Source organism: Streptomyces sp. KL116D (assembly GCF_030766975.1).
Taxonomy (GTDB): Bacteria; Actinomycetota; Actinomycetes; order Streptomycetales; family Streptomycetaceae; genus Streptomyces; species Streptomyces longispororuber_A.
Genome location: NZ_JASERH010000095.1, coordinates 96775 through 122158 on the forward strand (window position 1 = coordinate 96775; position 25384 = coordinate 122158).

The following is a 25384-nucleotide window of genomic DNA, read 5'->3' on the forward strand; positions in this document are numbered from 1 at the left end:
GGGGCGCACCGCACGCGCAGAGGGAGAGCGGGCGGCGCGCCGGAGGGAGGTTGAGGCACGGGGCGGCGCACACGGAACCCGGCCGCCCCGGACACCGCCCGCTCGGCGGTGCCCGGGACGCCCCGGGTCGCTCAGGCCGTGTGCAGGGTCAGCCCGTAGCGATTGAGGATCTCGTTGATGGGCTGGTACCAGGTCTCACCGCCGCTGGAGCAGTTGCCCCAGCCGCCGGAGGTGACGCCCTGGGCCTGGTCGCCGCTGATGAACGAGCCGCCCGAGTCGCCGGGTTCGGCGCACACGCTCGTCTTGGTCATCTGATGGACGGCGCCCTGGCTGTAGTTGACGGTCTCGTTCTTGGCGAGGACGGTGCCGCAGTGCCAGTGCGAGGTGGAGCCCGACCGGCAGATGGAGGCGCCGACCGGCGCCTCGGCGGAGCCGCGGACCAGTTGGTCGGAGACCGTGCCCCAGCCGAGGACGACGGGGACGGTCCACCAGCCGCTGCCGACGTTGACCCAGGCGTAGTCGTTGTCGGGGAACGACGACCCCTGGAAGTTGCCGACGTAGCTGCCGTCCCAGCCGTTGACGCCCTGGCCCGCGCCGCCGCAGTGGCCGGCGGTGACGAAGCCGCCCTGCACCGAGAAGCCGATGGAGCAGCGGACGTTGCCGGTGTAGTACGGGTCGCCGCCGACGGTGCCCGCGGCGAGCGTCGACGGTGCGTGCTCCGTCGTCCGGACGGTGACGGGGCCTGCCGTGCGCGCCTTCGCCAGGAAGGCCTTGACATCGTTGTCGCGCTGCTGGTCGGCGCGGACCTCCACGACGACCCGGTTGACCTGCCAGTCGACGCGCCAACTGCTCACGCCCGCCGGGGCCTTGAGCGCGTCCAGGCGGTTCTTCGTCGCGTCGAGCGCGCGGGCGCTGTGGGCGACGACCTCGACGCGCGCGCCCGTGGAGCGGACGGCGGCCGCCTTGTCCCGGTCGCTGACGGCGACGGTCAGGCGCCGCCCTTCGGCGTCGAGCCAGGAGCCCGCGTAGCCCGATCCGGCCACGGACCTGGCCTTCTTCTCGATGCCCGTGGCCTGCCGCTCCGCGGCGAGGCGCGATTCGGCCTGGCTCCGGGTGAGCCCGAAGTCCCGCTGCATCGCGGCGAGTACGCCGTCCGACGCCGGGGCGTCGGCCGATGCCGCCGGGACGAATCCGGCGCTCGCGCAGGCACCGGCGACAAGGAAGGCGGTGAGGACCGCACGCAGGGATCGCGTGCTCGAACGGCTCGTGCGTCGCATACGTCTCGTACGTCTCATGTGGATCGGCCCTTCGTTGTTCCAGAGATGTGGGGATGGAACAGCAAGGTTCTGGGAGCGCTCCCGGCACATGCCGAGGTGGAGCCTAGCGAGTGATCATGGACAGGTCCATGCCAATCCCGGACACCGGCCACCCTCACTCCTCGGCCACCTCCCTTGCCAAAACGGAACGCCGCTCCGTATCGTCATCAATACGGAACATGGTTCCGCTTCACTGACGGCCGCAGAACGACGGAGGAGAACGGTCATGCAGTACCGCACTTTGGGCCGCACCGGCGTGCAGGTCAGCTCCCTGGCGCTGGGCGCGATGAACTTCGGCGCCATCGGGCGCACCGACCAGGACGAGGCGACCGCCCTCGTCGACGCCGCGCTCGACGGCGGCGTCAATCTCATCGACACCGCCGACATGTACGGGCAGGGCGAGTCGGAGGAGATGGTCGGCAGGGCCATCGCCGGGCGCCGCGACGACATCGTGCTGGCCACCAAGGCGGGCATGCCGATGGGCGAGGAGCGCAACCGGCGCGGCGGTTCGCGCCGCTGGCTGGTCACCGCGCTGGACGACAGCCTGCGCCGCCTCGGCGTCGATCACGTCGACCTGTACCAGATCCACCGGTGGGACCCGAGCACCGGCGACGAGGAGACGCTGTCGGCGCTCACCGATCTCCAACGTGCCGGAAAGATCCGCCACTTCGGCTCCTCGACCTTCCCGGCCCACCGGATCGTGCAGGCCCAGTGGGCCGCCCGCGAGCACCGGCTGAGCCGCTACGTCACCGAGCAGCCCAGCTACTCGGTCCTGCAGCGCGGCATCGAGGCCCACGTGCTGCCGGTGACCCAGGAGTACGGGCTCGGCGTGCTGGCGTGGAGCCCGCTCGCGTCGGGCTGGCTGTCCGGCGCGGTCCGCGAGGGCCGGGCCCTCACCAACAGCCGCGCGACGCTGATGCCGCAGCGCTTCGACCCGGCCGTCCCCGCCAACCGGGCCAGGCTCGACGCGGTGGAGCGGCTGGCGAAGGTCGCCGACGAGGCGGGCCTGACGCTGATTCAGCTCGCCCTCGGATTCGTGACCGCGCACCCCGGCGTGACCGCCGCCCTCGTCGGCCCCCGCACCCCGGAGCACCTGCGCGCCCAACTCGACGCCGCGGACACCGTGTTGACGCCCGACGTGCTCGACGCGATCGACACGATCGTGCCGCCCGGCACCGATCTGGCGCCCGACGAGAAGTTCGACACGCCACCCGCGCTGCTCGACCCGTCGCTGCGGCGCCGCTGACCCTACTCAGGCGTCGCCGCGGCGTCGGCCCGCCCGAGCCGCTCACGCAGGACGAGCGCCAGCCGGTCCGCCCGCTCCTCCGTCACCCGCTCCCCCTCCCGGGCACCGAGCAACGCGAAGACGGCGGGGCCCCGCTGGTCGTCGGGCAGGTCCTCGGAGCGCGGCACGACGTGGAAGTGCACGTGCCCGAAGCCCGCGGCCTCCGCGAACTGCATGACGTACGTCTTCACGCAGCCGGTCTCGTCGCGCAGCGCCCGGGAGAGCCGCACCTGCCAGCGGCCGAGGACGTCGGCTTCCGCGTCGGTGAGGTCGTGCACGGCCGTCACGTGCCGCCGGGGCAGCAGCACCAGCCAGCCAGGCAGCGCGGAGTCGAACGCGTGGGCCACCCGCCAGTACGCGTCGTGGGCGATGCGCTCCCGGGGCGGAAGGTCCTCGAACCTGGCTTCGTTCGCGCAGACGTGACAGTCGGGGTGCGTCATGGGTTCAGGATCGGACACGTACCGCGGTCCGCCCAGGGCCTGTCGCGCGGATGGAGGGGGCCGGTCCGCTTAGGGTGCGCGCATGAGTGAGGGCATGGCGCCGGACGTGGCGGCACAGGAGCGGGCGGATCTGCTGCGCGAGCGGCTCAAGGAGCGCATCTACGCGTCGTTGACGCTGCTCGCCGTCCTGGTGGGGCTCGCACAGGGCGGGCATCCCAGCCATGTGGGGGCCGCGGCCTCGGTCACGGTCACGGCGCTCGGTCTGTGGCTGGCCACGCTGGTCGCGGATCTGCAGGCCCATCCGGTGGTGCACGGCCGGTTCCCGCGGCTGCCGGAGATCCGCCACACGCTGTTCACCACCAGCCCCCTGCTGACCTCCGCGATCGGACCGCTGCTGCTGACCGGGCTGTCCGCGCTGGGCGTCATGAAGCTCACCACGGCGCTGTGGATCTCGGTGGGCAGCGAGGTCGCGGCGCTGGCGGCGTGGGGGTTCACGGGCGGGCGGCGGGTGGGAGCCGGTCTGCTCGGCTCCCTGATCTCCGCCGCCCTGAACGCTGTGATCGGTGTGGGCGTGGTCTCCGTGAAGCTCCTCGCCGGGCACTGAACCGGGATGGCCCGCCGTCTCAGTGTGCGTCGGGCTCCGGCAGGCCGAGGACCTGGCGGATCGTGCGGACGACGCCGTTGTCCGTGTTCGCCGGGGCGCGGTGGCGGGCCCGGCTCAGGACGTCCGGGTGGGCGTTGGCCATCGCGTAGGACAGGTCGGCGGTGTCCAGCATCTCCAGGTCGTTGAGGTAGTCGCCGAAGACCATGGTCTGGGCCGCGGTGACGCCCAGGGCGCGCTGGAGTCCGCGGACCGCGACCCCCTTGTTCGCCGTCGGGTTCATGACGTCGACCCAGTGCTCGCTGGAGACGACGACCTTGTGGGTCCGGGTCAGGGGTTCGAGGGCGGGGGCGGTGGTGCGGTCGGCCCGGCCGAAGTCGAAGAGGGCGACCTTGAGGATGTCGTCGTCGACGGCCGTCGCGTCGTCGACGATCTGGTGGCGGTGGTAGTACTTGCGCACCTCCGTCATGAACGCCTCGTCGGAACGCTCCACGTACGCGGACTTCTTGCCGCAGACGACGGCGCCGACGTCGACCCCGTCGCCGGTGAGCGCCCGCACCTCCTTGACGATCCAGGCGGCGACGGCCGGGTCGAGCGGGTCGGAGCTGATCTCGGCGCCGCCGCGCACGACGTAGGTGCCGTTCTCCGCGATGTAGACCATGCCGCCGTCGTCGACGGCGGCGAACTGGTCGGCGAGCGTGGCGTACTGGCGGCCGCTGGCGGGGCAGAAGACGATGCCGCGCCGGTTCAGCTCCGCCAGGAGCGGCCAGAGGGAGGCGTGGGCGCGGCCGTCGGCGTCCAGCAGGGTGCCGTCCATGTCGGTGACGACGAGACGGACGTCGGGCGCGGTCGGGTTCTCGTGGGGCTGCGTGGTCAACGGGGTTCCTGGGTGCGGTAGTCGGGTCACGGGGAAGAAGTGGGGCGCGTGGGGCTCAGGATCAGCGCGCGGAGTTCCTCGACGGCCCGCAGGCGGGCGCCGGTCAGCTCGGGTTCGGTCAGCGTCGCGGGGAGTACGGGAACGGGGCGGGGGCTGCGGGCGAAGTGGTCGGCGACGGTGTCGACCAGGTCGGGGCCCCATTCGCCGCCGATGACGATCAGCCGGGGGTCGACCAGGGAGACGGCGGCCTCCAGCACCGCGCCGACGGCCCGGGCGAGCGCGGTGCGGGTCTCGTCGGCGTGCGCGGCGCCCGGTGCGATCCGGGTCCGCAGCGCGTCGACGTCGATCGCGGTGGAGCCGGGCCTGCGCAGGCCGAGCGCTTCGAACACCTCGGTCAGCGGCATGGCCGTCCCGTCCGGGCCCGGGGTCCACAGATGGGCGATCTCGCCGACGAAGCCGTGGTGGCCGCGGCGCACGGCGCCGTCGCTGACGACGGCGCCGCCGAGGCCCTCACCGAGGTGGAGGTAGACGAAGTCGTCGGCGTCGCGGGCGCGGCCGTCGGTGTGCTCGGCGCGGGCCGCCCAGTTGACGTCGTTGTCGACGTGCACGGGACCGGCGACGTGCGCGGCGAGTGCGGCCGGCGGGTCGAGGTCGCCGATGAGGAAGGGGGCGTCGGGCAGCCGTACGAGGCGTCCGCTCGTGCGGTCCACCGGGTCGGCGGCGCTGATCACGGCCGTGCGCAGACCGCCGCGGACGCGGCCGGCGAGGCGGCTCGCGACGGTGGCGAGGGCGTCGGCCGCCGCCTGCGGTCCGGCGCCGGGGCCGAGCGCGAGCTCCTCGCGTGCGCGGACGCGGTCGAGTGCGTCGACGGCCTCGGCCGTGACCCGGTGCTGGGTGACACCGGCGACGAGCGCGGCGCCGAGGTCCGGGCCGAGCGCGTAATAGGAGCCGACGCGGCCGCGGCCCGTGGTGCGCTCACCGGTGTCGACGACGAGGCCCGCCTCGCTCAGGCGCTGGACGCTGTCGGAGATCGTCGGCTTGGAGATGCCGGTGCGGGCGGCGATCTCCGCGCGGGTCAGCCGGGCCTCGGACATGAGGGCACGCAGCACGTTCTCGTCGGTGAGCGCGCGCAGCAGTTCGAGGGACGGTTTCGGTGGGGCCATGCGCACCAGTCTAGTAAGGACTCTTGCCTAAACGGCGGGGCGCCCCTACTTTGCTTCTAGTAAGGAGTCCTGACCAAAGGAGCCGAGCGATGCCGCTCGCCGCAGCAGCCCACCCGTCCCCCGCCCTCCCCCACTGGGACGAGACCCCGCAGGACCTCGGCGCCGCCGTCCGGGAGATCAAGGCCGCGCTCCGGTCCCGGATCGAGGCGTCGGGCCGCACCGTCGCGGAGGTCTTCGCGGCGGCCGAGCGCCGCGTCGAGGCACGGATCGCCGAGATCGAGGCCGACCGCGAGCGCGGCGACCAGGTGTGGCCGGTCCTGGAGTACGACGCGATCCGGGCCGGCGCGGTCGCCCCGGACGACGTCGCCAAGCTGCGCCGCCGCGGCTGTCTCGTCGTGCGCGGGCACTTCCCGCGCGAGCAGGCCCTCGACTGGGACGCGGACATCGTCGACTACGTGAAGCGCAACCGGTTCTTCGAGACGTACCGGGGACCGGGCGACGACTTCTTCGGCAGCGTCGGGTCGAAGCCCGAGATCTACCCCGTCTACTGGTCGCAGGCGCAGATGCAGGCGCGCCAGTCGGAGCGCATGGCCACGGTCCAGTCGTTCCTCAACTCCCAGTGGCGGCACACCTCGGCCGACGGCACCCGCTGGTTCGACCCGGACCGCGACGCCCTCTACCCGGACCGCATCCGGCGCCGGCCGCCGGGCACCGACTCGGCCGGCCTCGGCACCCACTGCGATCCGGGCACGCTCGACCTGTGGATGACGCGGGAGTACCAGGAGGCGTTCCGGCACGTCTTCGACGGCAGCGTCGAGGAGTACGACCCGTGGGACCCGGCGCACCGGACGACCGGTCCGCAGTACCCGGGCTCCACCATGTGCTCCGCGTTCCGCACCTTCCAGGGCTGGACGGCGCTGTCCGACATGGCCGCCGACCAGGGCGTGCTGCACACGGTGCCGGTCCCGGAGGTCATGGCGTACCTGCTGCTGCGCCCGCTGCTGCCGGACGTCCCCGAGGACTCGATGTGCGGGGTCACCGTCAACCAGGTCTTCCCGGTGACGAAGCGCTGGCACCCGATGCTGTACCGGGCGCTCACCCCGATCCCGGACGTCCGCGCGGGCGACTCGGTCTGGTGGCACTGCGACATGATCCACAGCGTGGCCCCGGTGACCGGGCAGCAGGGCTGGGGGAACGTCATGTACATCCCGGCGGCCCCGTGGTGCGCCCGCAACGAACGCTACGCCGCCGAGGTCCGGGACGCCTTCGTCTCCGGCTCCAGTCCGAGCGACTTCCCCGCCGAGCACTACGAGCGCACCTGGGAGGGCCGGTTCACGCCGGACCGGCTGAACGCGACGGGGCGCAGCGGTCTGGCCCTCGACTGACGGCCGACGCCGCCGGACGCCCTCAGGCCCCGACGGGGAACAGACAGAACTCGTTCCCCTCGGGATCGGCGAGGACCCAGTGGTCGTCGTGGTCGGCCAGGCGGGTCGCGCCGAGGCCGGTGAGGCGGGCCAGTTCGGCGGCGGATCCGGTGTCCGGACAGGTCAGGTCGAGGTGCACCCGGTTCTTGCCCCGCCCGGTCTCGGGCACGAGCTGACACCACACCCGGGGGCCGCCGTCGCGGGGCTCGACCAGCACGGTCGGATCGTCCTCGGGTCCCGCGATGCCACGGGCGCGCAGGCGGGCCAGTTCCGCCTCGTCGTACGGGGCCACGGCGTATCCGTCCAGCGCGGCGGCCCAGAACCGGGCGAGCGCCGCGGGGCGGGCACAGTCGATGACGATGTCGTGGAGTCGCGCCATGTCCTCATCATCGGCGCCGACGGGCTTGCGCCGTACCGGATGTGCCGCACCCCGCCGGGCTGCGGCGCCGCAATCCTCTTGATCACGGGCGCGGCCGGGCCGTACCGTGCCGCCACCGGTTCCGCAGTCCAGGTCAGGAGTGTCCGATGGGTCGATTCACGGTGGACGGCGCCGTCCTGCACTACGACGACCTCGGTCCCGCGGACGGTGCCGTGGTGGTGCTCGTGCACGGGCACCCTTTCAACCGGACCCTGTGGCGGCCGCAGGCGCAGGCGCTCGCCGCGGCCGGACACCGCGTCCTCACCCCCGACCTGCGGGGGTACGGCGAGAGCGAGGTCACCGAAGGCTCCGTGCTCCTGGCGCGGTTCGCGGACGACGTCGCCGCGCTCCTCGACCACGTCGGTGCCGGCCGGGCCGTGGTGGGCGGGGTGTCCATGGGCGGCCAGATCGCCATGGAGTTCCACCTGCGCCACCCGGACCGCACGCGGGCGCTCGTCCTCAGCGACACCTCGGCGCCCGCCGAGACCGACGAGGGCAAGTCGCTGCGCAACGCCCTCGCCGACCGGCTGCTCGCCGAGGGCATGGGCGGGTACGCCGACGAGGTCATCGACAAGATGCTCGCGGCCTACAACGTGACGGCGCTGCCCGACGTCGCCGACCGGGTGCTCGCCATGATGCGGGCGACCGATCCGCGGGGCGCCGCGGCGGCGCTGCGCGGCCGGGCCGAGCGCCCCGACTACCGGGAGTCCCTGGCCGCGGCCCGGGTGCCCGCGCTCGTCGTGGTCGGCGCGGACGACGTCTACACCCCGGTCGCCGCCGCCGAGTCGATCGCCTCCCTCGTCCCCGACGCCACGCTCGTGGTCGTCGACGGAGCCGGTCACCTGCCGGGCGCCGAGCAGCCCGAGCGGTTCAACGCCGCGCTCCTCGGCTTCCTCCGCGACCACTGCCCGACCCCGTAGGACGGCCCCGGTGCACCGGTCCGCCGCCGACCGCCTCCTCGACGTCCTGGGCGCCTACGACCAGGACCACCCGGCCCTCACCCTCACCCAGCTCGCCCACCGCGCCGACCTCCCGCTGGCCACCGCCCACCGGCTCGTCGCGGCGCTGACCGGGTGGGGCGCGCTGGAGCGGGACGACGCGGGCCGCTACCACGTGGGCCTGCGGCTGTGGGAGCTGGCCGCGCTCGCCCCGCGGGGCCTGGGACTGCGGCAGGCGGCGCTGCCGTTCCTGGAGGACCTCTACGAGGCGACCCACGAGAACGTCCACCTCGCCGTGCGCGACGGGTCCGACGTCGTCTACATCGAGCGCCTGTCGGGGCGTTCGGCGGTGGGGGTGCACTCGCGGGTGGGCGCGCGCTGGCCGCTGCACGCCACGGGTGTGGGCCTGGTGCTGCTCGCCCACGCGGGCCCCGGCGTCCAGGACCGGTACGGCGCCGAGGGGCTCGCCGCGTTCACGCCGTACACCGTGACCGATCACGACCTGCTGCGCCGGATGCTGGCCGAGGTGCGGCGCGGCGGCGTCGCGGTGAGCGACCGTCAGATCACCGACGACGCGCTGTCGGTGGCGGCGCCGGTGCGCGGACCGCACGGCGACGTCGTCGCGGCCGTCTCGGTCGTGGTGCCGGTGGCGGACGCGCGGACACCCGCACTGATTCCGGCGGTCCAACTGGCCGGACGTGGCATCTCCCGGGCCCTCGGCTGGCAACCCGTCTCGTCCCGGCCGCCGGCTTCCGCCTGACGGAAGGCCCGTTGTGAGCGCGTGGCCCCGCTCACCACTCTGGTCCCCACGCGCGGCGACGGCGCCGCGCGCTGACCGGAGGGACGCCCGTCATGCCCGCACACTCGGCTTTCGCCCGTGATCAGTGGTACGTCGCCGCCTGGTCCGCCGAGGTAGGCCGCGAACTGCTCGGCCGTACCGTCCTCGGCGAACCTCTGGCCCTCTACCGCACCGAGGCCGGCGACCCGGTCGTCCTCGCCGACCGCTGCGTGCACCGCCGCTACCCGCTCTCGGCGAGCGGCCTCGACGGGGACCGGGTCGTCTGCGGCTACCACGGGTTCACCTACGACACGACCGGCACCTGTGTGTTCGTGCCGGGGCAGAAACGCGTTCCCCGGACGGCGCGGGTGAGTTCGTACCCGGTCGCCGAGCTCGACGGCATGGTGTGGGTGTGGATCGGCGACCCGGAGCTCGCCGACCCCGACACGATCCCGCGCGCCCCGCACCTCGTGGCCGACGGCTGGGTGACCGTGCAGGGCATGGAGCCGATCGACGCCGACTACGGCCTCCTCGTCGACAACCTCCTCGACCTGTCCCACGAGACGTATCTGCACGGCGGCTACATCGGCACCCCCGAGGTCGCCGAGACGCCGATCACCACGGAGGTCGACGAGGGCGCGGGCGTGGTGCGGGTCTCGCGGCACATGACGGACGCCGAGTGCCCGCCGTTCTACGCCCGTTCCACCGGGATCGAGGGCCGGATCCAGCGGTTGCAGGACATCGAGTACCACGCGCCGTGCCTGTACCTGCTGCACAGCCGGATCAGCCCCACAGGACAGGACTCCCCCGCGTTCCTCACCGAGATCACGTACGCGATCACGCCGTCGGCACCCGGCAAGGTCTACGACTTCTGGGCGGTGTCCCGGAACTTCGCCGTCGACGACGCCGAAGTGACCACGTTCCTGCGGGACTTCAACCACACGGTGGTCATGCAGGACGTCGACGCGCTGAACCTGCTGCAGCGCTCCCTGGACACCGAGGCCGACGGCTACCAGGAGCTCAGCATCAACATCGACACCGGTGGACTGGCGGCCCGCCGCATCCTCGCGAAGCTGGCCGCGGGATGAGCGGCGTCGTCTACCGCGTCGACTGGCTGCCCGGCACCGATCTGCTCAGCGGCCGCTGCCACTGCGGGGCGCGGCACGAGGCCGAGGACCCCGTCGCGATGTGGGAGTGGATGCTGGCCCACCCCGACCACCCGACCGTCTCCGAGGAGGAGCACACCCCGTGAGCGAGCCGCTCGAACTCGTCGTCGCCGAACGCCGCACCGAGGCCGACGACGTCGTCTCCCTGATCCTGCGCCGCCCCGACGGCGCGCCCCTGCCCGAGTGGGAACCGGGCGCCCACATCGACCTGATCGTCGGCGAAGGTCTTGAGCGGCAGTACTCGCTGTGCGGCGGCGACGACCGCTCGTGGCGGATCGCCGTGCTGCGGGAGGCGGCCGGCAGGGGCGGATCGGCCCGTGTGCACCGGGAGTTGGCGCCCGGCAGCCGGGTGCGGGCTCGCGGGCCGCGCAACCACTTCCGCCTCGAACCGGCGCCCGCCTACCGGTTCGTGGCGGGCGGCATCGGCATCACGCCGATCCTGCCGATGCTGGCGGCCGCCGGGGAGTGGTCGCTGTTCTACGGGGGCCGGTCCCGCTCGTCGATGGCGTTCACCGACGAGGTGACCGCCCGCCATCCGGCCGACCGTGTCCACCTGTGCGAGGGGCCGCTGGACCTGGCGGCGCAGCTCGCCGGTCTGCGGCCGGGCGAACTCGTCTACGCCTGCGGGCCCGAGTCTCTGCTCACCGCCGTGGAGGAGCTGGTGCCGGCGGCGGCGCTGCGCACCGAAAGCTTCTCGCCGACGACGGCCGCCGACCCGGGCGGGGACGAGGCGTTCGAGGTCGAACTGGCCCGGTCAGGACGGGCGTTGACGGTGCCCGCCGACCGGTCGGTCCTCGCCGCGCTGCAGGACGCCGGGGTCGACGTGCTCCACTCCTGCACCGAGGGCACCTGCGGCACCTGTGAGACGGAGGTGCTCGCGGGCGAGGTCGACCACCGCGACAGCGTGCTCACCGCGCAGGAGCGGGACCGCAACGACACGATGATGGTGTGCGTGTCGCGGGCCAAGAGGGGACGCCTCACGCTGGATCTGTGACCGGAACGGGCGTGGGCGCGGCCGTGCGGGCCGCCCGGCGCAGCAGCGTCGAGGCGACCAGACCACCCGTCAGCACGGCCGCCGCGCCCACGAGTTGACCGGTCTCCAGGGCCGAGCCGAACGCCCGGGTCACCGTGTGGCGCTCGGTCGCGGAGTCGGCGGCGGCGAGGGCGGCGGGCAGCGACGCGGCGGTGGCCGGCACGAGCGCGGAGAACCGGGCACTGAGGACGGCGCCGAGCACGGCGACGCCCAGACCGCTGCCGAACTCGGTGACCGTGCCCTCGATGCCCGCACCCGCGCCCGCCTTCTCGCGCGGTATCGCGCCCAGCACCGCGACGGCCATCGCCGGGTTGGCGAACGCGCAGCCCACGCCCATCAGGACGAGGCCGACGAGCAGCCCGCCGTATCCGTCCACGACCCGCCCCGCGAGGGCGACGGCCGCCAGCCCGCAGGCGAGCAGCGTCATGCCGAGCGCGACGGCGCCGGGGATGCCGAGGCGGGTGCTCAACCGGGCCGACAGGCCGGTGAAGTTGAGCAGGACGACGGTCAGCGCGAACGGCGCGGTGCGCAGGCCCGCCTCCAACGGCCCGTACCCGAGGACGAACTGGAGCTGCTGGGTCAGCAGGTACAGGGCGCCGCCGCTGCCGAAGGTGATGAGGACGGCGCCGAACACCGCGCCGGTGAAGGTCCGGTCGCGGAAGAAGCCCATGTCGAGCATGGGGTCGGTGACGCGCCGCTCCCACAGGACGAACCCGGTGAGCGCGCACGCGCCCAGGCCCGCGCCCGCGAGGACGTACGGCGAGGTCCAGCCGTGGTCGGGTCCGGAGACCACCGCGTACACCAGCGACGTCATGGCGACCGTGGACAGCAACGCGCCCAGCAGGTCGGGGCGTTGGCTGCGCTCGGCCCGGCTCTCCGGGACGAGGACGGTGACGGCGACCAGACCGAGGGCGACGACGGGCAGGTTGACCAGGAAGAGCGACCCCCACCAGAAGTGATCGAGGAGGACGCCTCCGGCCAGCGGCCCCGCCGCGAATCCGAGGGCGTTCACCGCGGCCCAGATGCCGATGGCGCGGACCCGCTCCTCGTCGTCGAAGACCTGCACGGCGACGGCGAGGGTGGTGGTCAGCAGCAGCGCGCCGCCCACGCCCATCCCGGCCCTCGCGGCGATCAACTGCCCGGTGTCCTGGGCGAGTCCGGCCGCGAGGGAGCCGAGGCCGAACAGGGCGAGGCCGGTCAGCAGGAGGCGCCTGCGGCCGTAGCGGTCGGCGGCCGCGCCGGCCGTGAGCAGCAGGCCGGCCTGGACCAGGACGTACGCGTTGATGATCCACTGGACGTCGGCGGTGGTGGCGCCGAGCTCGGCGGTGAGGGTGGGGACGGCGACGTTCAGGATCGTGTTGTCGAGGATGACGACGAGCTGGGCGAGGCAGATCACGCCGAGGATCAGCCAGCGGCGCGGATCCCGGGCCGGCCCGGCGGACGCGGGGGCAGTCGGCTGCTCGGCGGCGGGCGTCGCCGTCATGCGGACTCCTTGGGGGGAAGGCGCGCAGGACGGACACCGCCCCGCTGGTTAGGTAACCCTAACCCAGCGGGGCGGTGCTGCCCACGGGCCCCCTTCGCGGGGTCCGGCGGCGTCAGTTGTTGAGCGCCACCCGGGGCACCGCCACGGGCTCGGCCACGGGTTTCGAGAGCAGCATCATCGCGCCGAGCCCGAGGGCCGCGACGCCGGCGAAGAACCAGAAGCCCCAGGGGTGGGCGATGCCCGCCGTCACCAGGGCGCCCGTGACGAACGGTCCGGTGATCGAGCCGAGCCGCCCCACCGCGGAGGCCAGGCCGAGCGCGGTGCCGCGGGTGCGGGCCGGGAAGACCTGGGCGACGTAGCCGTAGATGAGGACCTGCGCGGAGAACACGAAGACGCCGGTGAGCAGGACGAGCGCGTTGAGCAGGACGCTGTTGTCGATGCGCAGGCTCAGCACCGCGAGGAGGACGGCGCCGGTGGCGAACCAGATGCGGGCGATGCGCCGGATCCCGTACCGGTCGGCGACGATCCCGGCGACGACGAGCCCGATGACCGCGCCGATGTTGAGGACGAGCAGCAGGGCGATGGAGCGCGAGATGGGGTAGCCCGCGCTGCGCATGAGCTGCGGCAGCCAGGTGTTCAGCCCGTACACGAGGAGCAGTCCCATGAAGGAGCCGCCCCAGATCGCGAGGGTGGTGCGGCGCAGTCGCGGGCCCAGCAGGTCGCGCATGCCGATGCGTTCGCCCTCCGGCTCCGCCTTCGCGGCCAGGTAGGCGGCGGACTCGGGCAGCCGCCACCACATCAGCGGGACGACGAGCAGGCCCGCGACGCCGCCGCCGTAGAACAGCCAGTGCCAGTCGTTGCCGACGGCCAGTGCGAGGACGGAGGTGAGGACGGCGCCTACGTGGTAGCCGGTCATGGTGAACGTGCTGGCGCTGGCGCGGCGCCGTTCGGGGAGGTTCTCGGCCATCACGGTGAGCGCGACGGGCATGCACGCGCCGAGTCCGAGTCCGGCGAGGAAGCGCAGGGCGCCGAAGGCCGTCACGTTCGGTGCGAGCGGGGTCAGCAGGGTGAACACCGAGAAGAGCAGGACGGACCCGATGAGCATGCCGCGCCGGCCGAACCGGTCGGTGAGCGGGCCGAGTCCGGCGGCGCCGACGGCGACACCGACGAGGGAGACGGTGGCGACGCCGGTGGCGTCGGCGGCGGTGAAGCCGAGGTGGTGGGTGGAGAGCAGGGTGGGGATGGTGGCGCCGAGCGCCACCAGGTCGTACCCCTCGAGCAGGACGGTCAGCCAGCACAGCACCGCTGTGGTGACTCCCCGAGTGGGAGACGTCGTCATTGCCGTACTCCTTGCGGGTCGAGCGGATGGGGACATACGGGAAACATGCGGGAGATGGGGAGATGGGGAGATGCGGGGACGGGGGTGCGCGGGGGGAGCGGGGTGGGGAGCGGAGTGGGGAGCAGGCTGGGGCGGCGCGCGGATTAGAAGGGGTACGGCGCGATGTGCGGGCGCAGCGTGACCCACTGGGTCTCGGTGAAGGCGTCGATGTTGGCGCGGGCGCCGCCGAACCGGGATCCGTTGCCGGAGTCGCCGGTGCCGCCGAAGGGGGCGGCGGGCTCGTCGAGGACCGTCTGCTCGTTGATGTGGATCTTGCCGGAGCTGATGCGGTCGGCGAGGGTCATCGCGGTGCCGACGTCACCGAGCAGCGAGACCGAGAGCCCGTACGGGGAGTCGTCCACGATTTGGGCGGCCTCGTCGAGGTCGCGGTAGGTGCGGACGGGGGCGACGGGTCCGAAGATCTCCTCGCGCCAGGCGGGGGTGGTGTCGTCGAGGCCGGTGAGGACGGTCGCCGGGTAGTACGGGGCGGCGGGCTTGCCGCCCGTGACGATCCGGGCGCCGGCGGCGACGCTCTCGGTCACCACCCGGTCGATGTGGGCGAGTTGGCGGCCGTCGATGATCGGGCCGAGCGCGACGTCGGCGGTGGCCGGGTCGCCGACGGGGAGGCGGGCGGCCTTCTCGGCGAGCAGGGCGACGTACTCGTCGGCCTGGGACTCGTGGACGAGGTGGCGGCCGGTGGCCATGCAGATCTGGCCCTGGTGGAGGTAGGAGCCGAACGCGCCGGCCGACGCGGCGGCGGCCAGGTCGGCGCCGGGCAGCACGACGAGCGCGTTGTTGCCGCCGAGTTCGAGGTGGACGCTCTTGAGGTGGCGGGCCGCGGCCTCACCGACCTTGCGTCCGGCGGCGGTCGACCCGGTGAAGGAGACGACGGAGACCTCGGGCGCCTCGACGACCGCGGCGCCGACGCTCGCGTCGCCGGGCAGCAGGTGCAGCAGCCCCTCGGGGAGCCCCGCCTCCTCGAAGATCCGGACGATGCTCACGCCGCCGCAGACCGCGGTGCGCGGGTCGGGCTTGAGGAGGACGGCGTTGCCGAGGGCGAGCGCGGGGGCGACGGAGCGGATCGCCAGGATCAGCGGGAAGTTGAAGGGGGCGATGACCGAGACGACCCCGGCGGGCACCCGGCGGGCGAACGACCAGCGCGGCGCCTCGGTGCTGAGGACCTCGCCGAGGGGGTGCGCGGGCAGCGCGGCGTCCTCGTGGCACTCGGCGGCGGCGAAGCCGGTCTCGACGGCGGCCTTGGCGCGGGTGGACCCCGCCTCGCGTATCAGCCAGTCCTGGAGTTCGGCGGCGTGCTCCGCGAACAGGTCACCGGCTCTGCGCAGCACGGCGGCGCGTTCGGCGGGGGCGGTACGGGCCCAGTCCCGCTGGGCCTCGGCGGCCCGTGCGGCGGCGCGGGCGACGTCGTCGGCGGTGGCGCTGCCGATCGAGGCGAGCCGGTCGCCGGTGGCGGGTTCGACGACCGGGGAGGTGCCGCCGGAGCCGGCCGTCCAGCCGCCCAGGTGGATGCGGTCGTGCCAGCGGGGGTCCGTGAGGAGGGTCATGGTCACTCCGGTGTGGTGAGGTGGGTGTCGACCTGGACGAGCCGGGGCCCGTCGGTCGCGGGGGTCTTCAACTCGGCCCGCAGTTCGTCGAGTTCGGTGACGGCGGTGGCCGGGACGCCGTATCCGGCGGCGAGCGCCGTGAAGTCGAGGCCGGGGATCTCGGTGCCGGGCACGTCGGGGGTGCCGAGCAGCCGTCCGAACCAGCGCAGTGCTCCGTAGGTGCCGTTGCGCAGGATCAGGAACGTGACGGGCACCTTGTAGTGGGCGGCGGTCCACAGCGCCGTGATGCCGTAGTTGGCGGAGCCGTCGCCGACGACGGCGACGACCGGGCGGTCCGGGTCGCCCATGGCCATGCCGACGGCGGCCGGCAGTCCGAAGCCGAGCCCGCCGGAGGCCGGAAAGAAGTAGGAGCCGGGGTGGCGCAGGTCCATCTGGCGCCACCAGGCGGCGTTGGTCGAGGTGGACTCGACGACGTAGCGGGTGTCGGCCGGCCGGGTGTCGCGCAGGGCGGCGAAGACCTGCTCGGGATGGAGGGCGCCCGCCGCCTCGGCCGGTTGCGGAGGCTCAGTGAACTCCCTTGCCTGGTGCTCCTGTTGGCGCGGGGGCAGCCGGTCGAGGAGGGCGTCGATGACGGGTCCCGGGGCGGCGACCAGCGCCTCGCCCATCGGGGCGCGGGCGGCGGCGCCGGCGTCGTCGGTGACCTGGATCAGGCGGGCACCGTCGGGCAGGTAGGGGCCGGGGACGTGCTGGTGGTAGCGGAAGACGGGGGCGCCGAGGACGAGGACGAGGTCGTGCCCGGCGAGCTCCGCGGAGACCGCTCCGATACCGGCGGGCAGGACCCCGCGGAAGAGCGGGTGCCGGTTGGGGAACGGCAGCCGGTGCGGGGAGGGCGCCACCCACACCGGAAGTCCGAGGTGCTCGGCGCAGGCCACGGCCCGGTCGAAGAGTCCGTCGGTGTCGATGTCGCCGCCGAGCACGAGGGCGGGCCGCCGGGCGGCTCCCACCTCCCGGACGAGTGCGTCGAGCTGGTCCGGGTCGGGGACGAGGCCGCGGCGCACGGTGCGGTCCAGCACGTCGGCGTGCTCGACCTCGGCGGCCCAGTCGTCGTAGGGCACGGAGAGATAGGTGGGGCGGCGCTGCAGTTCGGCCTCGAAGACGGCCTGGGCGAGGGAGCGCGGGACGTCGTCCGCACAGGCGGGTTCGCCGGCCCAGCCGACGAGCGGCCGCATCAACTGGGTGGCCTCGACGTTGGCGAGCATGGCCTCGACGCCAATGGCCGAACGCACCTGCTGACCGGCGGTGAGCACCAGCGGCGAGCGGGCGTAGACGGCGTTGGTGAGGGCGCCCATCGCGTTGCCCGACCCGGCGGCGGCGTGCAGGTTGACCAGCACCGGACGGCCGGTCGCCTGGGCGTAGCCGTCGGCCATGCCGACCACGACACCCTCGTGCAGTCCGAGGACGTACCGGAACGAGTCCGGCAGTTCGGCCAGGAACGGCAGTTCGTTGGAGCCGGGATTGCCGAAGACCGTCGTCAGTCCCCGGCGCTCCAGGAACTCATGGGCGATCCGTCGTGCGGTCGGCATGCGCAAGTCCTCCTTGACCGGCGGTGATGCCGCAGAGCGTAGGGAGAATGCGTACCGTGCTCCAATCAATGTTGCCGAGCCGCTTCATAGACAGGATCGATAATGCGAGACTTCGACCTCAACCTCGTACGGACCTTCGTGCTGCTGTACGAGACCCGCAGCGTGACCGCGACGGCGGAGGCCCTGCACGTGACCCAGCCGACGGTCAGCTACGGCCTGCAGAAGCTGCGCCGCCGCTTCGCGGACGAGCTGTTCCGGCGGACGGGCTCGGGGCTCGCGCCGACGACCACGGCGCGCGCCCTGTACGAACCGCTGCACAGCGCCCTGTCGGAGATCGAGACGGCGGTCAGCGGCGCCCGCTCGTTCGACCCGGCCACGGCACGGGCCGCGTTCACGGTATGCCTGTCCGACCTGGGCGAGGTGGCGCTGCTGCCCCGGGTGATGGCCGCGCTGCCGCGGTGCGCGCCGAGCGCGACGCTGACGGTGCGCTCGCTGGACGTGGAGGGGGTCGCGGACCAGCTGGCGCGCGGCGAGATCGACGCGTTCATCGCGTCACCACCGCTCGGTTCGCCGCGGATGGCCCGGATCCCGCTGTTCTCCGAGGGGTACGTCGCGGTGGTGGCCAAGGATCATCCGCGGCTGCGGGGCGACCGGATGAGCCTGGCGGAGCTGGCCGCCGAGCGGCACGTGACGGTGACGGGCCCGGCCGGGCACGACGGGCCGCGGCGGGCCCTGGAGGCGCAGGGGCTGCTGCCGCAGGTGGCGCTGGACGTGAGCCGGTTCGCGGGGCTGCCGTACCTGGTGCAGGACGGTGAACTCGTCGCGATGGCGCCCCGGTTGGTGGCCCGCATGTTCGCCGCGGACCACCGGGTGCGACTCCTGGAGCTGCCGTTCGACATCGAGCCGGCGCAGGTGTCGGTCTACGCCCGGCACGCGCACGCGCGGACCCCGGCACAGGACTGGCTCGTCACCTTCCTGCGGGACACGCTGTCCCGCGCCCTCGACGACTGAAGGGTCAACTGGCCCACTGAGAGATGTTGTTGGCCAATTGCGACATCCCGTTGGTGATGGCCTCACCGAGGGCGGTGGGGGCGATGAGGACGCCGATGACCAGCAGAATGATCATCACCATCAGCGTGTCGCCCCGCTTTCTGGCGGCGACAGGGCGCCGCAGCAGCAGGATGGCGATGACGCCGAGCAACAGCGCGACGTTGATGGTGACCATGGCATGGCCCTCCCCGTGTCGACCGCTCCCCCGTTCCCCTGCTTTCCTGTGTAGCGGCAACGGGCTTGCCCCGACGCCGAGTTGGACACGATTGGCCCGAAGCGAACCCGCTTCCGCCGGCGCCCTGATCAGGCTCGGGAGCTCTCCTTGCCCTTGCGCCACTCCGGGGCGAGCACGGACCAGATCTCCGCGTCGAGCCGCTCGCCGCGCAGCAGGAAGCACTCCCGCATGAGGCCCTCGCGCGTCATGCCGAGCCGGCGGGCCACGGCGACGCTGCCCTCGTTCGCCGGGGCGACCAGCCACTCCACGCGGTGGATGCCGCGCTCCTCGACGGCCCAGTCGATGAGCTCGCGTGCGGCGCGGGTCACCAGGCCCTTGCCGACCGCGGACGGTTCCAGCCAGCACCCCGCCTCGGCGGTGCCCTGGGCCACGTCCATGGTGCGCAGCAGGACGCCGCCGACCAGTCGCCCGTCGTACCAGATGCCGTGGATCCGGCCGCCGTCGGCCGCCGCCTTCTCGGCGTACGCCTGGAGGAACGCGCGGCTCGACTCCAGGTCGTGGACGGCGTCGGCGAGCCCGATGAAGCGGCCGACGAAGTCGCGGCCCCGGTCCATGTGGGCGAGGAACTCCTCGGCCAGCCACGGCTCCAGCGGTCTGAGTTCGGCGCCGTCGTCACCCAGGGTTCTCGCGTACATGGTGCCCTCCAGTCGGTCGCGTCCGGTGCGGATCGCGCGGTGATCCTATGCCGACCAGTGCGCCCTCGTCCTGTCCAATTCCGCTCTGTACTGGGCGTATCCCCGCTCGTACACGTCCCGCGTCGACTGCCGCGGGACGAGGGTGCGGACGGCCTGCGATCCGGTGGCGGGCGCGAGTCCCAGGGCGTGCCGGGCGACGGTCGTGGCGCCGAGTGCGCCGGTCTCCTCCTCCAGCGGGATGCGCACGGGGCGGCCGACGATGGCGGCGACGAGCTGGGCCCAGGGGCCCGAGCGGCTGCCGCCGCCGCAGGCCGCGAGGGTGCCGGTGAGTCCCGCCGTCTCCAGGCAGTGCCGGGCGGCGTAGCCGATGGCCTCGCAGACGGCGCGGACGGCGTCCGCCGGGGTGTGGGCGAGGGTGAGTCCGTCGAGCCGGCCGCGGGCCGCGGGGTCGACGAACGGGGCCCGCTCGCCCGCTCCGGACAGGAACGGCAGGGCCGTGACGCCGCGCGCGCCGGGCGGGCTCGCGGCGAGCAGGCCGTCGAGGTCGTCCGTGCCGCGCCCGGTGAGGGCGAGCACCCATTCGAGGGCGGCGGTGCCGACCATCGCGGGCATCGCGCGCAGCCAGCGGTCCTGCTCGGGCATGCACAGCCACATCCCCGCGGGTTCGGCCGCGGGGTCTATGCGGGCGCGGTCCGTCAGCACCTGGCAGGCGAGGGTGGTGCCGATGATGACGACGCCGTCGCCGGGTTCGCGGACACCGCTGCCGATGGCGCAGGCGGGCAGGTCGTACGGGCCCGCGGTGAGCGGCAACCCCTCGGGCAGGCCCAGGAGTTCGGCTCCGTGGCGGTCGAGCGCGAGGACGGTGCCGGGCGGCGCGGGCGGCGGGAGCAGCCGGGCCTGCTCGGCGATGCCGCAGGCGGCGAGCGCCTCGCGGGAGTAGGTGCGGGTGACCGGGTCGAGGAAGGGCAGGGTGGCGTCGGCGGCGTCGAGAGAGGTCCGCCCGGTGAGCCGCTGGGCCACGGCGTCCACGCAGTAGCCGGCGGTGGCCGCCCGGGCGAGCACCTCGGGTTCGTGCTCCTGGAGCCAGGCCAGCAGCGGGGCGTGGCAGCCGGGGAACATGCCGGATCCGGTGCGCGCGTACACCTCCTGGATCGTGCCGTCGGCCAGCCAGGTGCCGACGCGGTCGGCGGCGCGGCCGTCCATCCAGGAGATCGCGGGGCGCACGGGCCGCCCCGCCGCGTCGCGCAGCCACAGTCCGTCGCCCTGCCCGGTGAGCGCCACGGCGACGGGCGGCTCGGGCAGCGCGGCCGTGGTCTCGCGGACCACCTCGGTGACGGTCCGTACGACGTCGTCGAGGTCCTGCTCCACCCGGCCGCCGGGCAGTCGCTCGATGCGTGAGGGGCGGGAGGCCCGGGCCAGCGGGGTGCCGTCGGCGGCGAACGCGACGGCCTTCGTGACCGAGGTGCCGATGTCGACGCCGATCACGATCGACCGGCCGGGGTCCGCCGAGGCGGTGGTGGCGGGCGCGTTCTGGGAAGCGGTGGTGCCGAGGGTGTCCTGAGTGGCGATGGTGTCGGGCGCGTCCTGGGGGTTGATGGTGCCGAGGGTGTCCTGAGTGGCTGTGGCGCTGGGCGCGTTCTGGGAGTTGGTGGTGCCGGGCGCGTCCTGGGGTTCGGTGGTGCCGGGCGCCGCGTCGGTCATGGCGTGCTCCTCGGTCCGGTGGTCTCGGCTGCGGTCGACTCGGGGTTGGCGGGGTGCGCGAGGGCCTCGCCGCGCACGAAACGGCCGACCTCGGCGGCGGTGATCGCGGCGGCGCGGTGGGCGGTCTGGCGGGTGGCGCCGGCCAGGTGCGGCGCGGTGACGACGTTCGGGGCGTCGTGCAACGGCCAGTCCGCGGGCGGCGGTTCGACGTCGTACACGTCCAGGGCGAGCGCGCCGAGCCGGCCGCTGCGCAGCAGTCCGGGCAGCGGCGCGTAGTCGAGGAGGCCGCCGCGCGCGGAGTTGACGAGCACGGCGCCCTCGGGGAGCAGGGCGAGCCGGGCCGCGTCGATGAGGTGACGGGTCTCGGGCGTGAGGCGGGCGTGCAGGCTGACGACGCTGCTGGCCCGCAACAGGGCGTCGAGGTCGACGAGTTCGACGCCGTCGGCGCGGGTGGCGGCCGGGTCGGCGTAGGGGTCGGCGACGAGCACCCGGGCGCCGAAGGCGCGCAGCACCCGGGCCACGATCCGGCCGATGGCGCCGTAGCCGACCAGTCCGACGGTGGCGCCGTCGAGTTCGATGCCGCCTTCCTCGTACGCGTAGAAGTCGCCGCGCCACACGCCCTTCTTGAGGGCGGCGTCGGCGGTGGTGATGCGGCGCATGGCGGCGAGCATCAGGCCGATGGCGAACTCGGCTGCGGCGGGGGCGTTGCGGCCCGGGGCGAAGCTCACGGCGACGCCGTGCCGGGTGGCGGCGGGCAGGTCGACGTTGACCGGACCGCCGCGCGAGACGGCGACCATGCGCAGCTCGGGGCGGGCGGCGAAGACCTTCTCGGTGAACGGCGCCATCTGCGTCACACAGATCCGGGCCCCGGCGAGCGCCTCGATGAGGGTGTCCTCGGTGCCGCTCGCCTCGACGACCGTGCCGACCGGGCCGAACGGCTCGTGCGGCCAGGGCAGGGTCAGTTCGGTGACCTCGGGGGCCGGGTGGTGGTCCCGCGCCGAGCCGAGTTCGGCGGTGAGCGCGGCGCGCAGGAGATCGGGGCGGACGAAATGGTCGCCGGCGGCGAGGATGCGCATGCGGCTGCAACCCTTCTTCGATGATGGCTGATAGATTTAACACCGCCGATTTGAATTATCAATAAGTCCAGTTCAAGCCGTCTCCCGACACCCACGACGTCCTCGGACGGCTCCGAGGACGCCCATGACGCGCAAGGAGGGAGCACGATGCCGTCCCGGCTGCTGCTCGTCCGTCACGGCCAGACCACCTGGCACGCCGAGAACCGGTACGCCGGGATCACGGACGTACCGCTCACCGACGAGGGCCTCGCCCAGGCCGACGACCTGGGCGCATGGGCCGTGCGGCGCGGTGTGGACGCGGTCGTCAGTTCCCCGCTGGGCCGGGCCGTGCGCACCGCGAGCCCGGCCGCCGAGGCGCTCGGGCTCGTCCCCGAGGTCGTGGCGGGACTGCGGGAGGTGGACTTCGGCTGGGGCGAGGGCCGCACCGTCCAGGAGATGGCCGCGGAGGACGCCGAGGCGGTGCGCCGGTTCCGCGCCGACGCCGAGTCGGGCGCCTTCCCCGGCTCCGAGGTCCCGTCGGCGGCGGCCCGCCGGGCGACGGCGGCGCTGCGCGACATCGCCGCACGCCACCCGGACCGCACCGTCCTCGTCGTCGCCCACAACACCCTCCTGCGGATCACCTTGTGCGCCCTGCTCGGGGTGCCCGTCGGCCGGTACCGCGCGGTGTTCCCGCGGCTGGACAACGCGGCCGTCACCGAGCTCGAACTCGGCGCGGACACCGCCGCGCTGCTGTCCCTGAACGTCCCCACGCGCACCGTGCGCACCACCCGTACGGGAGACTTGTCCGCATGACCACCACCGGGGCGGAGTCCCGCAGACAGACCATCGCCGAGCACGTCCTGAAAGAGGGCACGGCCACCGGCGCGGAGCTCGCCGAGCTCACCGGCGTCAGCCTGATGACCGTCCACCGCGACCTCGACGAACTGTCCCGGCGCGGCGTCCTGCGCCGGTTCCGCGGCGGCGCCTCCGCACTGCCGTCGACGGTCTTCGAGTCCAATCTCGACTACCGCCTCGGGGTGAACGTCGCGGAGAAGGACGCCATCGCACGGACGGCCGCCGAGCTGGTCGAACCCGGCATGTCGGTGCTCCTGGACGATTCGACGTCCGCGCTCGCGCTCGCCGCCCTGCTGGTCGACGTCACCCCGCTGACCGTGGTCACCAACGCGCGCCGGGTCCTCGACGTGTTCGCCGGCCGCGAGGGCATCCGGCTGCTGGCGCTCGGCGGCGAGTACTCGCACACCCACGACTCGTTCCTCGGGGTGGCCTGCGTGGAGGCGGTGGAGGCGCTCTCCGTCGACATGGTGATCGTGTCGACGTCGGCGATGGACGCGCGCATGACGTACCACCAGGAGCAGGACGTGGTCCTGGTGAAGCGGGCGATGCTCGCGTCCGGCACCCGCAAGGTGCTCCTGATGGACCACACGAAGCTGGCCAGGACGGCGCTCCACCGGGTGGCGCCGGTGGCCGACTTCGACCAGGTCGTGGTCGACGCGGCCGTGGACGCCGAGCTGGTGCGCTCGCTGCGCCGGCAGACCGAGGTGCGGGTGGCGGCGGCCGACGGCGGCACCGACTCCGCGGACCGCGCGGGCGCCGGCGACCGATAGCCGGGGTTGTTTTCATCATCGGGCGTGTTAATTTCACAGGGCGATGCTCGCCGCCGTGTCCCGCCGTGTCGTGGCGTGGCCGTCGCGGCAGTTGAGCGCAGCTGAGCCGAGACCGAGAGGACCGCTCGCCGATGAGCAGTACCGCCCTGTCCCCCGCCCCCGCCCCCGTCGTCGTGGGGATCGACGTGGCGACCGCCGCGGTGCGGGTGGTGTGCGCCGATGCCGCGGGCCGGGTGGCCGCGCAGGCCCGGGCCGCGCTGCCCGCGCCGGAGCGCGGTCCGGGCGGCACCAGCGAGCAGGACGCCGGTGCGTGGTGGCCGGCCACGGCGGGGGCGCTGCGCCGGGCGACCGCGGAGTTGCCGGGCGGCGGGCGCGAGGTGGTGGCGGTGGCGGTGTCCGCCACGTCCGGGACGCTGGTCCCCGCGGACTCCGCGGGGGCGCCGCTCGGCCCGGCCCTCATGTACGACGACCGGCGGGCGGCAGAGCTCAACTCCCTCGCTCAGGAAGCCGGTTCGGCGCGCTGGAAGGAACTGGGGATCACCGTCGGCCCGACCGCCGCGCTCGGCCGCCTCGCCTGGTGCGTGCGCGCGTACGGCGCTTCCGCCGTCCGCCACGTCCTGCACACGCCCGATCTGCTCGGCCGGCACCTGACCGGCGGGCCGGTGCCCACCGACTGGAGCCATGCCCTGAAGACCGGCTACGACCCGCGCGCGGGCGGCTGGGCCGACGAGGCCCTCGACGCGCTCGGCGTGCCCTCGGCGCTGCTCCCGCAGGTCGCCGCTCCGGGTACGGCGGCGGGCACCGTGTGCCGTGCGGCGGCGGCCGAGACGGGGCTGCCCGAGGGGTGCTCGGTGCGGCTCGGGATGACCGACGGGTGCGCGGGCCAGCTCGCCACGGGCGCCGTGTCGCCGGGCCAGTTCGTGGGCGTGCTGGGCACCACGTACGTCCTCAAGGGGGTCGCGCGCGAGCTTCCCGTCGACCCGTCGGGCGCCGTCTACAGCCACCGCCATCCCGACGGCTGGTGGCTGCCGGGCGGGGCGTCCAGCACGGGCGGCGAAGCCCTCGCGGCCACCGACCCCGCCGACCTGCCACGACTGGACGCGGCCGCGGCGTACCGCGGCCCTGCCTCCTGCGTCGCCTATCCGCTGCGCCGCGACGGCGAGCGCTTCCCGTTCGTGTCGAGCGCGGCCCGCGGCTTCCTGCTCGGCTCCCCCGTCGACGACGCCGACCGCCACCGCGCGGACCTGGAGGGCGTCGCCTTCGTCGAACGGCTCGCGCTCGAACGGCTGTCGGCGCTCGGCGTAGCCGTGACCGGACCGCTGTACGCGGCGGGGGGCGGCAGCCGCAGCGAGCTGTGGAACCGGATCCGCGCGACGGTCCTCGACCGTCCGCTGCGGGTGGCGCGGCGCGCCGAGACGGCCTTCGGCGCCGCGCTGCTCGCGGCCGCCGGCACGCTGCACGCCGACCTGACGACGGCGGCCGCGACGATGACGCCCGACTCGGGCCACGAGGTGCTGCCCGTTCCGGCGGAGCGGGCCGCTCTGGACGCGTCGTACGGCCGGTTCCGGGAGGAGTTGGCGGCGCGGGGCTGGCTGTGAGCCGTGCCCCGCGCCGTCACGACGGTTGCGACAGATGACG

General features: G+C 73.9%; 25 protein-coding genes. 12 read left to right on the plus strand and 13 right to left on the minus strand.

Annotated elements, in window-relative coordinates; genetic code table 11:
* Positions 1 to 131: 131 nt before the first annotated feature.
* Positions 132 to 1277 (minus strand): S1 family peptidase, encoded by a 1146-nt coding sequence (locus RBJ77_RS37980; RefSeq protein ID WP_372349108.1) that lies wholly within the window; start codon positions 1275 to 1277, stop codon positions 132 to 134.
* Between the two features lie 265 nt (positions 1278 to 1542).
* Here RBJ77_RS37980 and RBJ77_RS37985 point away from each other — a divergent pair, with 265 nt between their 5' ends.
* Complete coding sequence (locus tag RBJ77_RS37985; protein WP_372349109.1) at positions 1543 to 2562, plus strand: aldo/keto reductase; 1020 nt, start codon at positions 1543 to 1545, stop codon at positions 2560 to 2562.
* Between the two features lie 2 nt (positions 2563 to 2564).
* Here RBJ77_RS37985 and RBJ77_RS37990 read toward each other — a convergent pair whose 3' ends face one another.
* Positions 2565 to 3041 (minus strand): HIT family protein, encoded by a 477-nt coding sequence (locus RBJ77_RS37990; RefSeq protein WP_372349110.1) that lies wholly within the window; start codon positions 3039 to 3041, stop codon positions 2565 to 2567.
* 82 nt (positions 3042 to 3123) lie between these two features.
* Between RBJ77_RS37990 and RBJ77_RS37995 the strand changes: the two genes are divergently transcribed.
* Positions 3124 to 3645 carry a hypothetical protein gene (locus tag RBJ77_RS37995; RefSeq protein ID WP_372349111.1) on the plus strand — a complete coding sequence of 174 codons (522 nt, stop codon included), beginning with the start codon at positions 3124 to 3126 and terminating at the stop codon, positions 3643 to 3645.
* A 19-nt stretch (positions 3646 to 3664) separates the two neighbouring features.
* Here RBJ77_RS37995 and RBJ77_RS38000 read toward each other — a convergent pair whose 3' ends face one another.
* Together RBJ77_RS38000 and RBJ77_RS38005 are read right to left on the minus strand one after the other, a co-directional pair.
* Positions 3665 to 4519 carry a Cof-type HAD-IIB family hydrolase gene (locus RBJ77_RS38000; RefSeq protein ID WP_372349112.1) on the minus strand — a complete coding sequence of 285 codons (855 nt, stop codon included), beginning with the start codon at positions 4517 to 4519 and terminating at the stop codon, positions 3665 to 3667.
* A gap of 26 nt (positions 4520 to 4545) precedes the next feature.
* On the minus strand, positions 4546 to 5682 hold the full coding sequence (locus tag RBJ77_RS38005; RefSeq protein ID WP_372349113.1) for an ROK family transcriptional regulator: 1137 nt from the start codon (positions 5680 to 5682) through the stop codon (positions 4546 to 4548).
* 89 nt (positions 5683 to 5771) lie between these two features.
* Between RBJ77_RS38005 and RBJ77_RS38010 the strand changes: the two genes are divergently transcribed.
* Positions 5772 to 7067: a DUF1479 domain-containing protein gene (locus RBJ77_RS38010; protein ID WP_372349114.1), complete on the plus strand. Its 1296-nt coding sequence runs from the start codon at positions 5772 to 5774 to the stop codon at positions 7065 to 7067.
* 22 nt (positions 7068 to 7089) lie between these two features.
* Here the strand turns inward: RBJ77_RS38010 and RBJ77_RS38015 are convergent, their stop codons facing one another.
* Positions 7090 to 7485, minus strand: coding sequence for a VOC family protein (locus RBJ77_RS38015; protein ID WP_372349115.1), 396 nt, complete (start codon positions 7483 to 7485; stop codon positions 7090 to 7092).
* Positions 7486 to 7631: 146 nt separating this feature from the next.
* Between RBJ77_RS38015 and RBJ77_RS38020 the strand changes: the two genes are divergently transcribed.
* From RBJ77_RS38020 to RBJ77_RS38040, 5 genes are all read left to right on the plus strand, one after another.
* Positions 7632 to 8444, plus strand: a complete 813-nt coding sequence (locus RBJ77_RS38020) for an alpha/beta fold hydrolase (RefSeq protein WP_372349116.1) — start codon at positions 7632 to 7634, stop codon at positions 8442 to 8444.
* A gap of 10 nt (positions 8445 to 8454) precedes the next feature.
* Positions 8455 to 9222 carry an IclR family transcriptional regulator gene (locus RBJ77_RS38025; protein ID WP_372349117.1) on the plus strand — a complete coding sequence of 256 codons (768 nt, stop codon included), beginning with the start codon at positions 8455 to 8457 and terminating at the stop codon, positions 9220 to 9222.
* Between the two features lie 92 nt (positions 9223 to 9314).
* Complete coding sequence (locus RBJ77_RS38030; RefSeq protein ID WP_372349118.1) at positions 9315 to 10328, plus strand: Rieske 2Fe-2S domain-containing protein; 1014 nt, start codon at positions 9315 to 9317, stop codon at positions 10326 to 10328.
* Positions 10325 to 10492 carry a hypothetical protein gene (locus RBJ77_RS38035; protein ID WP_372349119.1) on the plus strand — a complete coding sequence of 56 codons (168 nt, stop codon included), beginning with the start codon at positions 10325 to 10327 and terminating at the stop codon, positions 10490 to 10492. The genes RBJ77_RS38030 and RBJ77_RS38035 overlap by 4 nt, the downstream gene beginning before the upstream one ends.
* Positions 10489 to 11400 (plus strand): 2Fe-2S iron-sulfur cluster-binding protein, encoded by a 912-nt coding sequence (locus RBJ77_RS38040; RefSeq protein WP_372349120.1) that lies wholly within the window; start codon positions 10489 to 10491, stop codon positions 11398 to 11400. The genes RBJ77_RS38035 and RBJ77_RS38040 overlap by 4 nt, the downstream gene beginning before the upstream one ends.
* Here RBJ77_RS38040 and RBJ77_RS38045 read toward each other — a convergent pair.
* From RBJ77_RS38045 to mdlC, 4 genes are all read right to left on the minus strand, one after another.
* Positions 11384 to 12922 carry an MFS transporter gene (locus RBJ77_RS38045; protein WP_372349121.1) on the minus strand — a complete coding sequence of 513 codons (1539 nt, stop codon included), beginning with the start codon at positions 12920 to 12922 and terminating at the stop codon, positions 11384 to 11386. The two genes, RBJ77_RS38040 and RBJ77_RS38045, sit on opposite strands and share 17 nt — an antisense overlap.
* Positions 12923 to 13034: 112 nt before the next feature.
* Positions 13035 to 14261: an MFS transporter gene (locus tag RBJ77_RS38050; protein ID WP_372349122.1), complete on the minus strand. Its 1227-nt coding sequence runs from the start codon at positions 14259 to 14261 to the stop codon at positions 13035 to 13037.
* A 143-nt stretch (positions 14262 to 14404) separates the two neighbouring features.
* Positions 14405 to 15862 carry an aldehyde dehydrogenase family protein gene (locus RBJ77_RS38055; protein ID WP_372349123.1) on the minus strand — a complete coding sequence of 486 codons (1458 nt, stop codon included), beginning with the start codon at positions 15860 to 15862 and terminating at the stop codon, positions 14405 to 14407.
* Positions 15863 to 15864: 2 nt separating this feature from the next.
* A complete protein-coding gene (gene mdlC / locus RBJ77_RS38060) occupies positions 15865 to 17445 on the minus strand; it encodes a benzoylformate decarboxylase (protein WP_372349124.1) in 1581 nt (526 codons plus the stop codon).
* Between the two features lie 102 nt (positions 17446 to 17547).
* Here mdlC and RBJ77_RS38065 point away from each other — a divergent pair, with 102 nt between their 5' ends.
* Positions 17548 to 18456 carry a LysR family transcriptional regulator gene (locus RBJ77_RS38065; protein ID WP_372349125.1) on the plus strand — a complete coding sequence of 303 codons (909 nt, stop codon included), beginning with the start codon at positions 17548 to 17550 and terminating at the stop codon, positions 18454 to 18456.
* A 4-nt stretch (positions 18457 to 18460) separates the two neighbouring features.
* Here RBJ77_RS38065 and RBJ77_RS38070 read toward each other — a convergent pair whose 3' ends face one another.
* The 4 genes from RBJ77_RS38070 to RBJ77_RS38085 form a co-directional block, all read right to left on the minus strand.
* On the minus strand, positions 18461 to 18670 hold the full coding sequence (locus RBJ77_RS38070; protein ID WP_372349126.1) for a hypothetical protein: 210 nt from the start codon (positions 18668 to 18670) through the stop codon (positions 18461 to 18463).
* A gap of 128 nt (positions 18671 to 18798) precedes the next feature.
* Positions 18799 to 19365 (minus strand): GNAT family N-acetyltransferase, encoded by a 567-nt coding sequence (locus tag RBJ77_RS38075; protein WP_372349127.1) that lies wholly within the window; start codon positions 19363 to 19365, stop codon positions 18799 to 18801.
* A 45-nt stretch (positions 19366 to 19410) separates the two neighbouring features.
* Complete coding sequence (locus tag RBJ77_RS38080) at positions 19411 to 21066, minus strand: FGGY family carbohydrate kinase (RefSeq protein ID WP_372349128.1); 1656 nt, start codon at positions 21064 to 21066, stop codon at positions 19411 to 19413.
* Positions 21063 to 22142, minus strand: a complete 1080-nt coding sequence (locus RBJ77_RS38085; RefSeq protein WP_372349129.1) for a 2-hydroxyacid dehydrogenase — start codon at positions 22140 to 22142, stop codon at positions 21063 to 21065. The genes RBJ77_RS38080 and RBJ77_RS38085 overlap by 4 nt, the downstream gene beginning before the upstream one ends.
* Positions 22143 to 22289: 147 nt before the next feature.
* On the opposite strand from RBJ77_RS38085, the gene RBJ77_RS38090 reads away from it, so the two are divergent.
* The 3 genes from RBJ77_RS38090 (at position 22290) to RBJ77_RS38100 (ending at position 25344) form a co-directional block, all read left to right on the plus strand.
* Positions 22290 to 22934, plus strand: coding sequence for a histidine phosphatase family protein (locus RBJ77_RS38090; RefSeq protein WP_372349130.1), 645 nt, complete (start codon positions 22290 to 22292; stop codon positions 22932 to 22934).
* Positions 22931 to 23746, plus strand: a complete 816-nt coding sequence (locus RBJ77_RS38095; RefSeq protein ID WP_372349131.1) for a DeoR/GlpR family DNA-binding transcription regulator — start codon at positions 22931 to 22933, stop codon at positions 23744 to 23746. Before RBJ77_RS38090 ends, RBJ77_RS38095 begins: the two co-directional genes overlap by 4 nt.
* A 131-nt stretch (positions 23747 to 23877) precedes the next feature.
* Positions 23878 to 25344, plus strand: coding sequence for an FGGY-family carbohydrate kinase (locus tag RBJ77_RS38100; protein WP_372349132.1), 1467 nt, complete (start codon positions 23878 to 23880; stop codon positions 25342 to 25344).
* Positions 25345 to 25384: the final 40 nt, after the last annotated feature.

Coding starts and splice junctions, on each gene's coding strand:
- RBJ77_RS37995 (WP_372349111.1), top strand. CDS start 3,124: ATGAGTGAGGGCATGGCGCCGGACGTGGCGGCACAGGAGCGGGCGGAT.
- RBJ77_RS38065 (WP_372349125.1), top strand. CDS start 17,548: ATGCGAGACTTCGACCTCAACCTCGTACGGACCTTCGTGCTGCTGTAC.
- RBJ77_RS38015 (WP_372349115.1), bottom strand. CDS start 7,485: ATGGCGCGACTCCACGACATCGTCATCGACTGTGCCCGCCCCGCGGCG.
- mdlC (WP_372349124.1), bottom strand. CDS start 17,445: ATGCCGACCGCACGACGGATCGCCCATGAGTTCCTGGAGCGCCGGGGA.
- RBJ77_RS38020 (WP_372349116.1), top strand. CDS start 7,632: ATGGGTCGATTCACGGTGGACGGCGCCGTCCTGCACTACGACGACCTC.
- RBJ77_RS38070 (WP_372349126.1), bottom strand. CDS start 18,670: ATGGTCACCATCAACGTCGCGCTGTTGCTCGGCGTCATCGCCATCCTG.
- RBJ77_RS37990 (WP_372349110.1), bottom strand. CDS start 3,041: ATGACGCACCCCGACTGTCACGTCTGCGCGAACGAAGCCAGGTTCGAG.
- RBJ77_RS38050 (WP_372349122.1), bottom strand. CDS start 14,261: ATGACGACGTCTCCCACTCGGGGAGTCACCACAGCGGTGCTGTGCTGG.
- RBJ77_RS37985 (WP_372349109.1), top strand. CDS start 1,543: ATGCAGTACCGCACTTTGGGCCGCACCGGCGTGCAGGTCAGCTCCCTG.
- RBJ77_RS38010 (WP_372349114.1), top strand. CDS start 5,772: ATGCCGCTCGCCGCAGCAGCCCACCCGTCCCCCGCCCTCCCCCACTGG.
- RBJ77_RS38080 (WP_372349128.1), bottom strand. CDS start 21,066: ATGACCGACGCGGCGCCCGGCACCACCGAACCCCAGGACGCGCCCGGC.
- RBJ77_RS38100 (WP_372349132.1), top strand. CDS start 23,878: ATGAGCAGTACCGCCCTGTCCCCCGCCCCCGCCCCCGTCGTCGTGGGG.
- RBJ77_RS38095 (WP_372349131.1), top strand. CDS start 22,931: ATGACCACCACCGGGGCGGAGTCCCGCAGACAGACCATCGCCGAGCAC.
- RBJ77_RS38075 (WP_372349127.1), bottom strand. CDS start 19,365: ATGTACGCGAGAACCCTGGGTGACGACGGCGCCGAACTCAGACCGCTG.
- RBJ77_RS38005 (WP_372349113.1), bottom strand. CDS start 5,682: ATGGCCCCACCGAAACCGTCCCTCGAACTGCTGCGCGCGCTCACCGAC.
- RBJ77_RS37980 (WP_372349108.1), bottom strand. CDS start 1,277: ATGCGACGCACGAGCCGTTCGAGCACGCGATCCCTGCGTGCGGTCCTC.
- RBJ77_RS38055 (WP_372349123.1), bottom strand. CDS start 15,862: ATGACCCTCCTCACGGACCCCCGCTGGCACGACCGCATCCACCTGGGC.
- RBJ77_RS38030 (WP_372349118.1), top strand. CDS start 9,315: ATGCCCGCACACTCGGCTTTCGCCCGTGATCAGTGGTACGTCGCCGCC.
- RBJ77_RS38085 (WP_372349129.1), bottom strand. CDS start 22,142: ATGCGCATCCTCGCCGCCGGCGACCATTTCGTCCGCCCCGATCTCCTG.
- RBJ77_RS38035 (WP_372349119.1), top strand. CDS start 10,325: ATGAGCGGCGTCGTCTACCGCGTCGACTGGCTGCCCGGCACCGATCTG.
- RBJ77_RS38090 (WP_372349130.1), top strand. CDS start 22,290: ATGCCGTCCCGGCTGCTGCTCGTCCGTCACGGCCAGACCACCTGGCAC.
- RBJ77_RS38045 (WP_372349121.1), bottom strand. CDS start 12,922: ATGACGGCGACGCCCGCCGCCGAGCAGCCGACTGCCCCCGCGTCCGCC.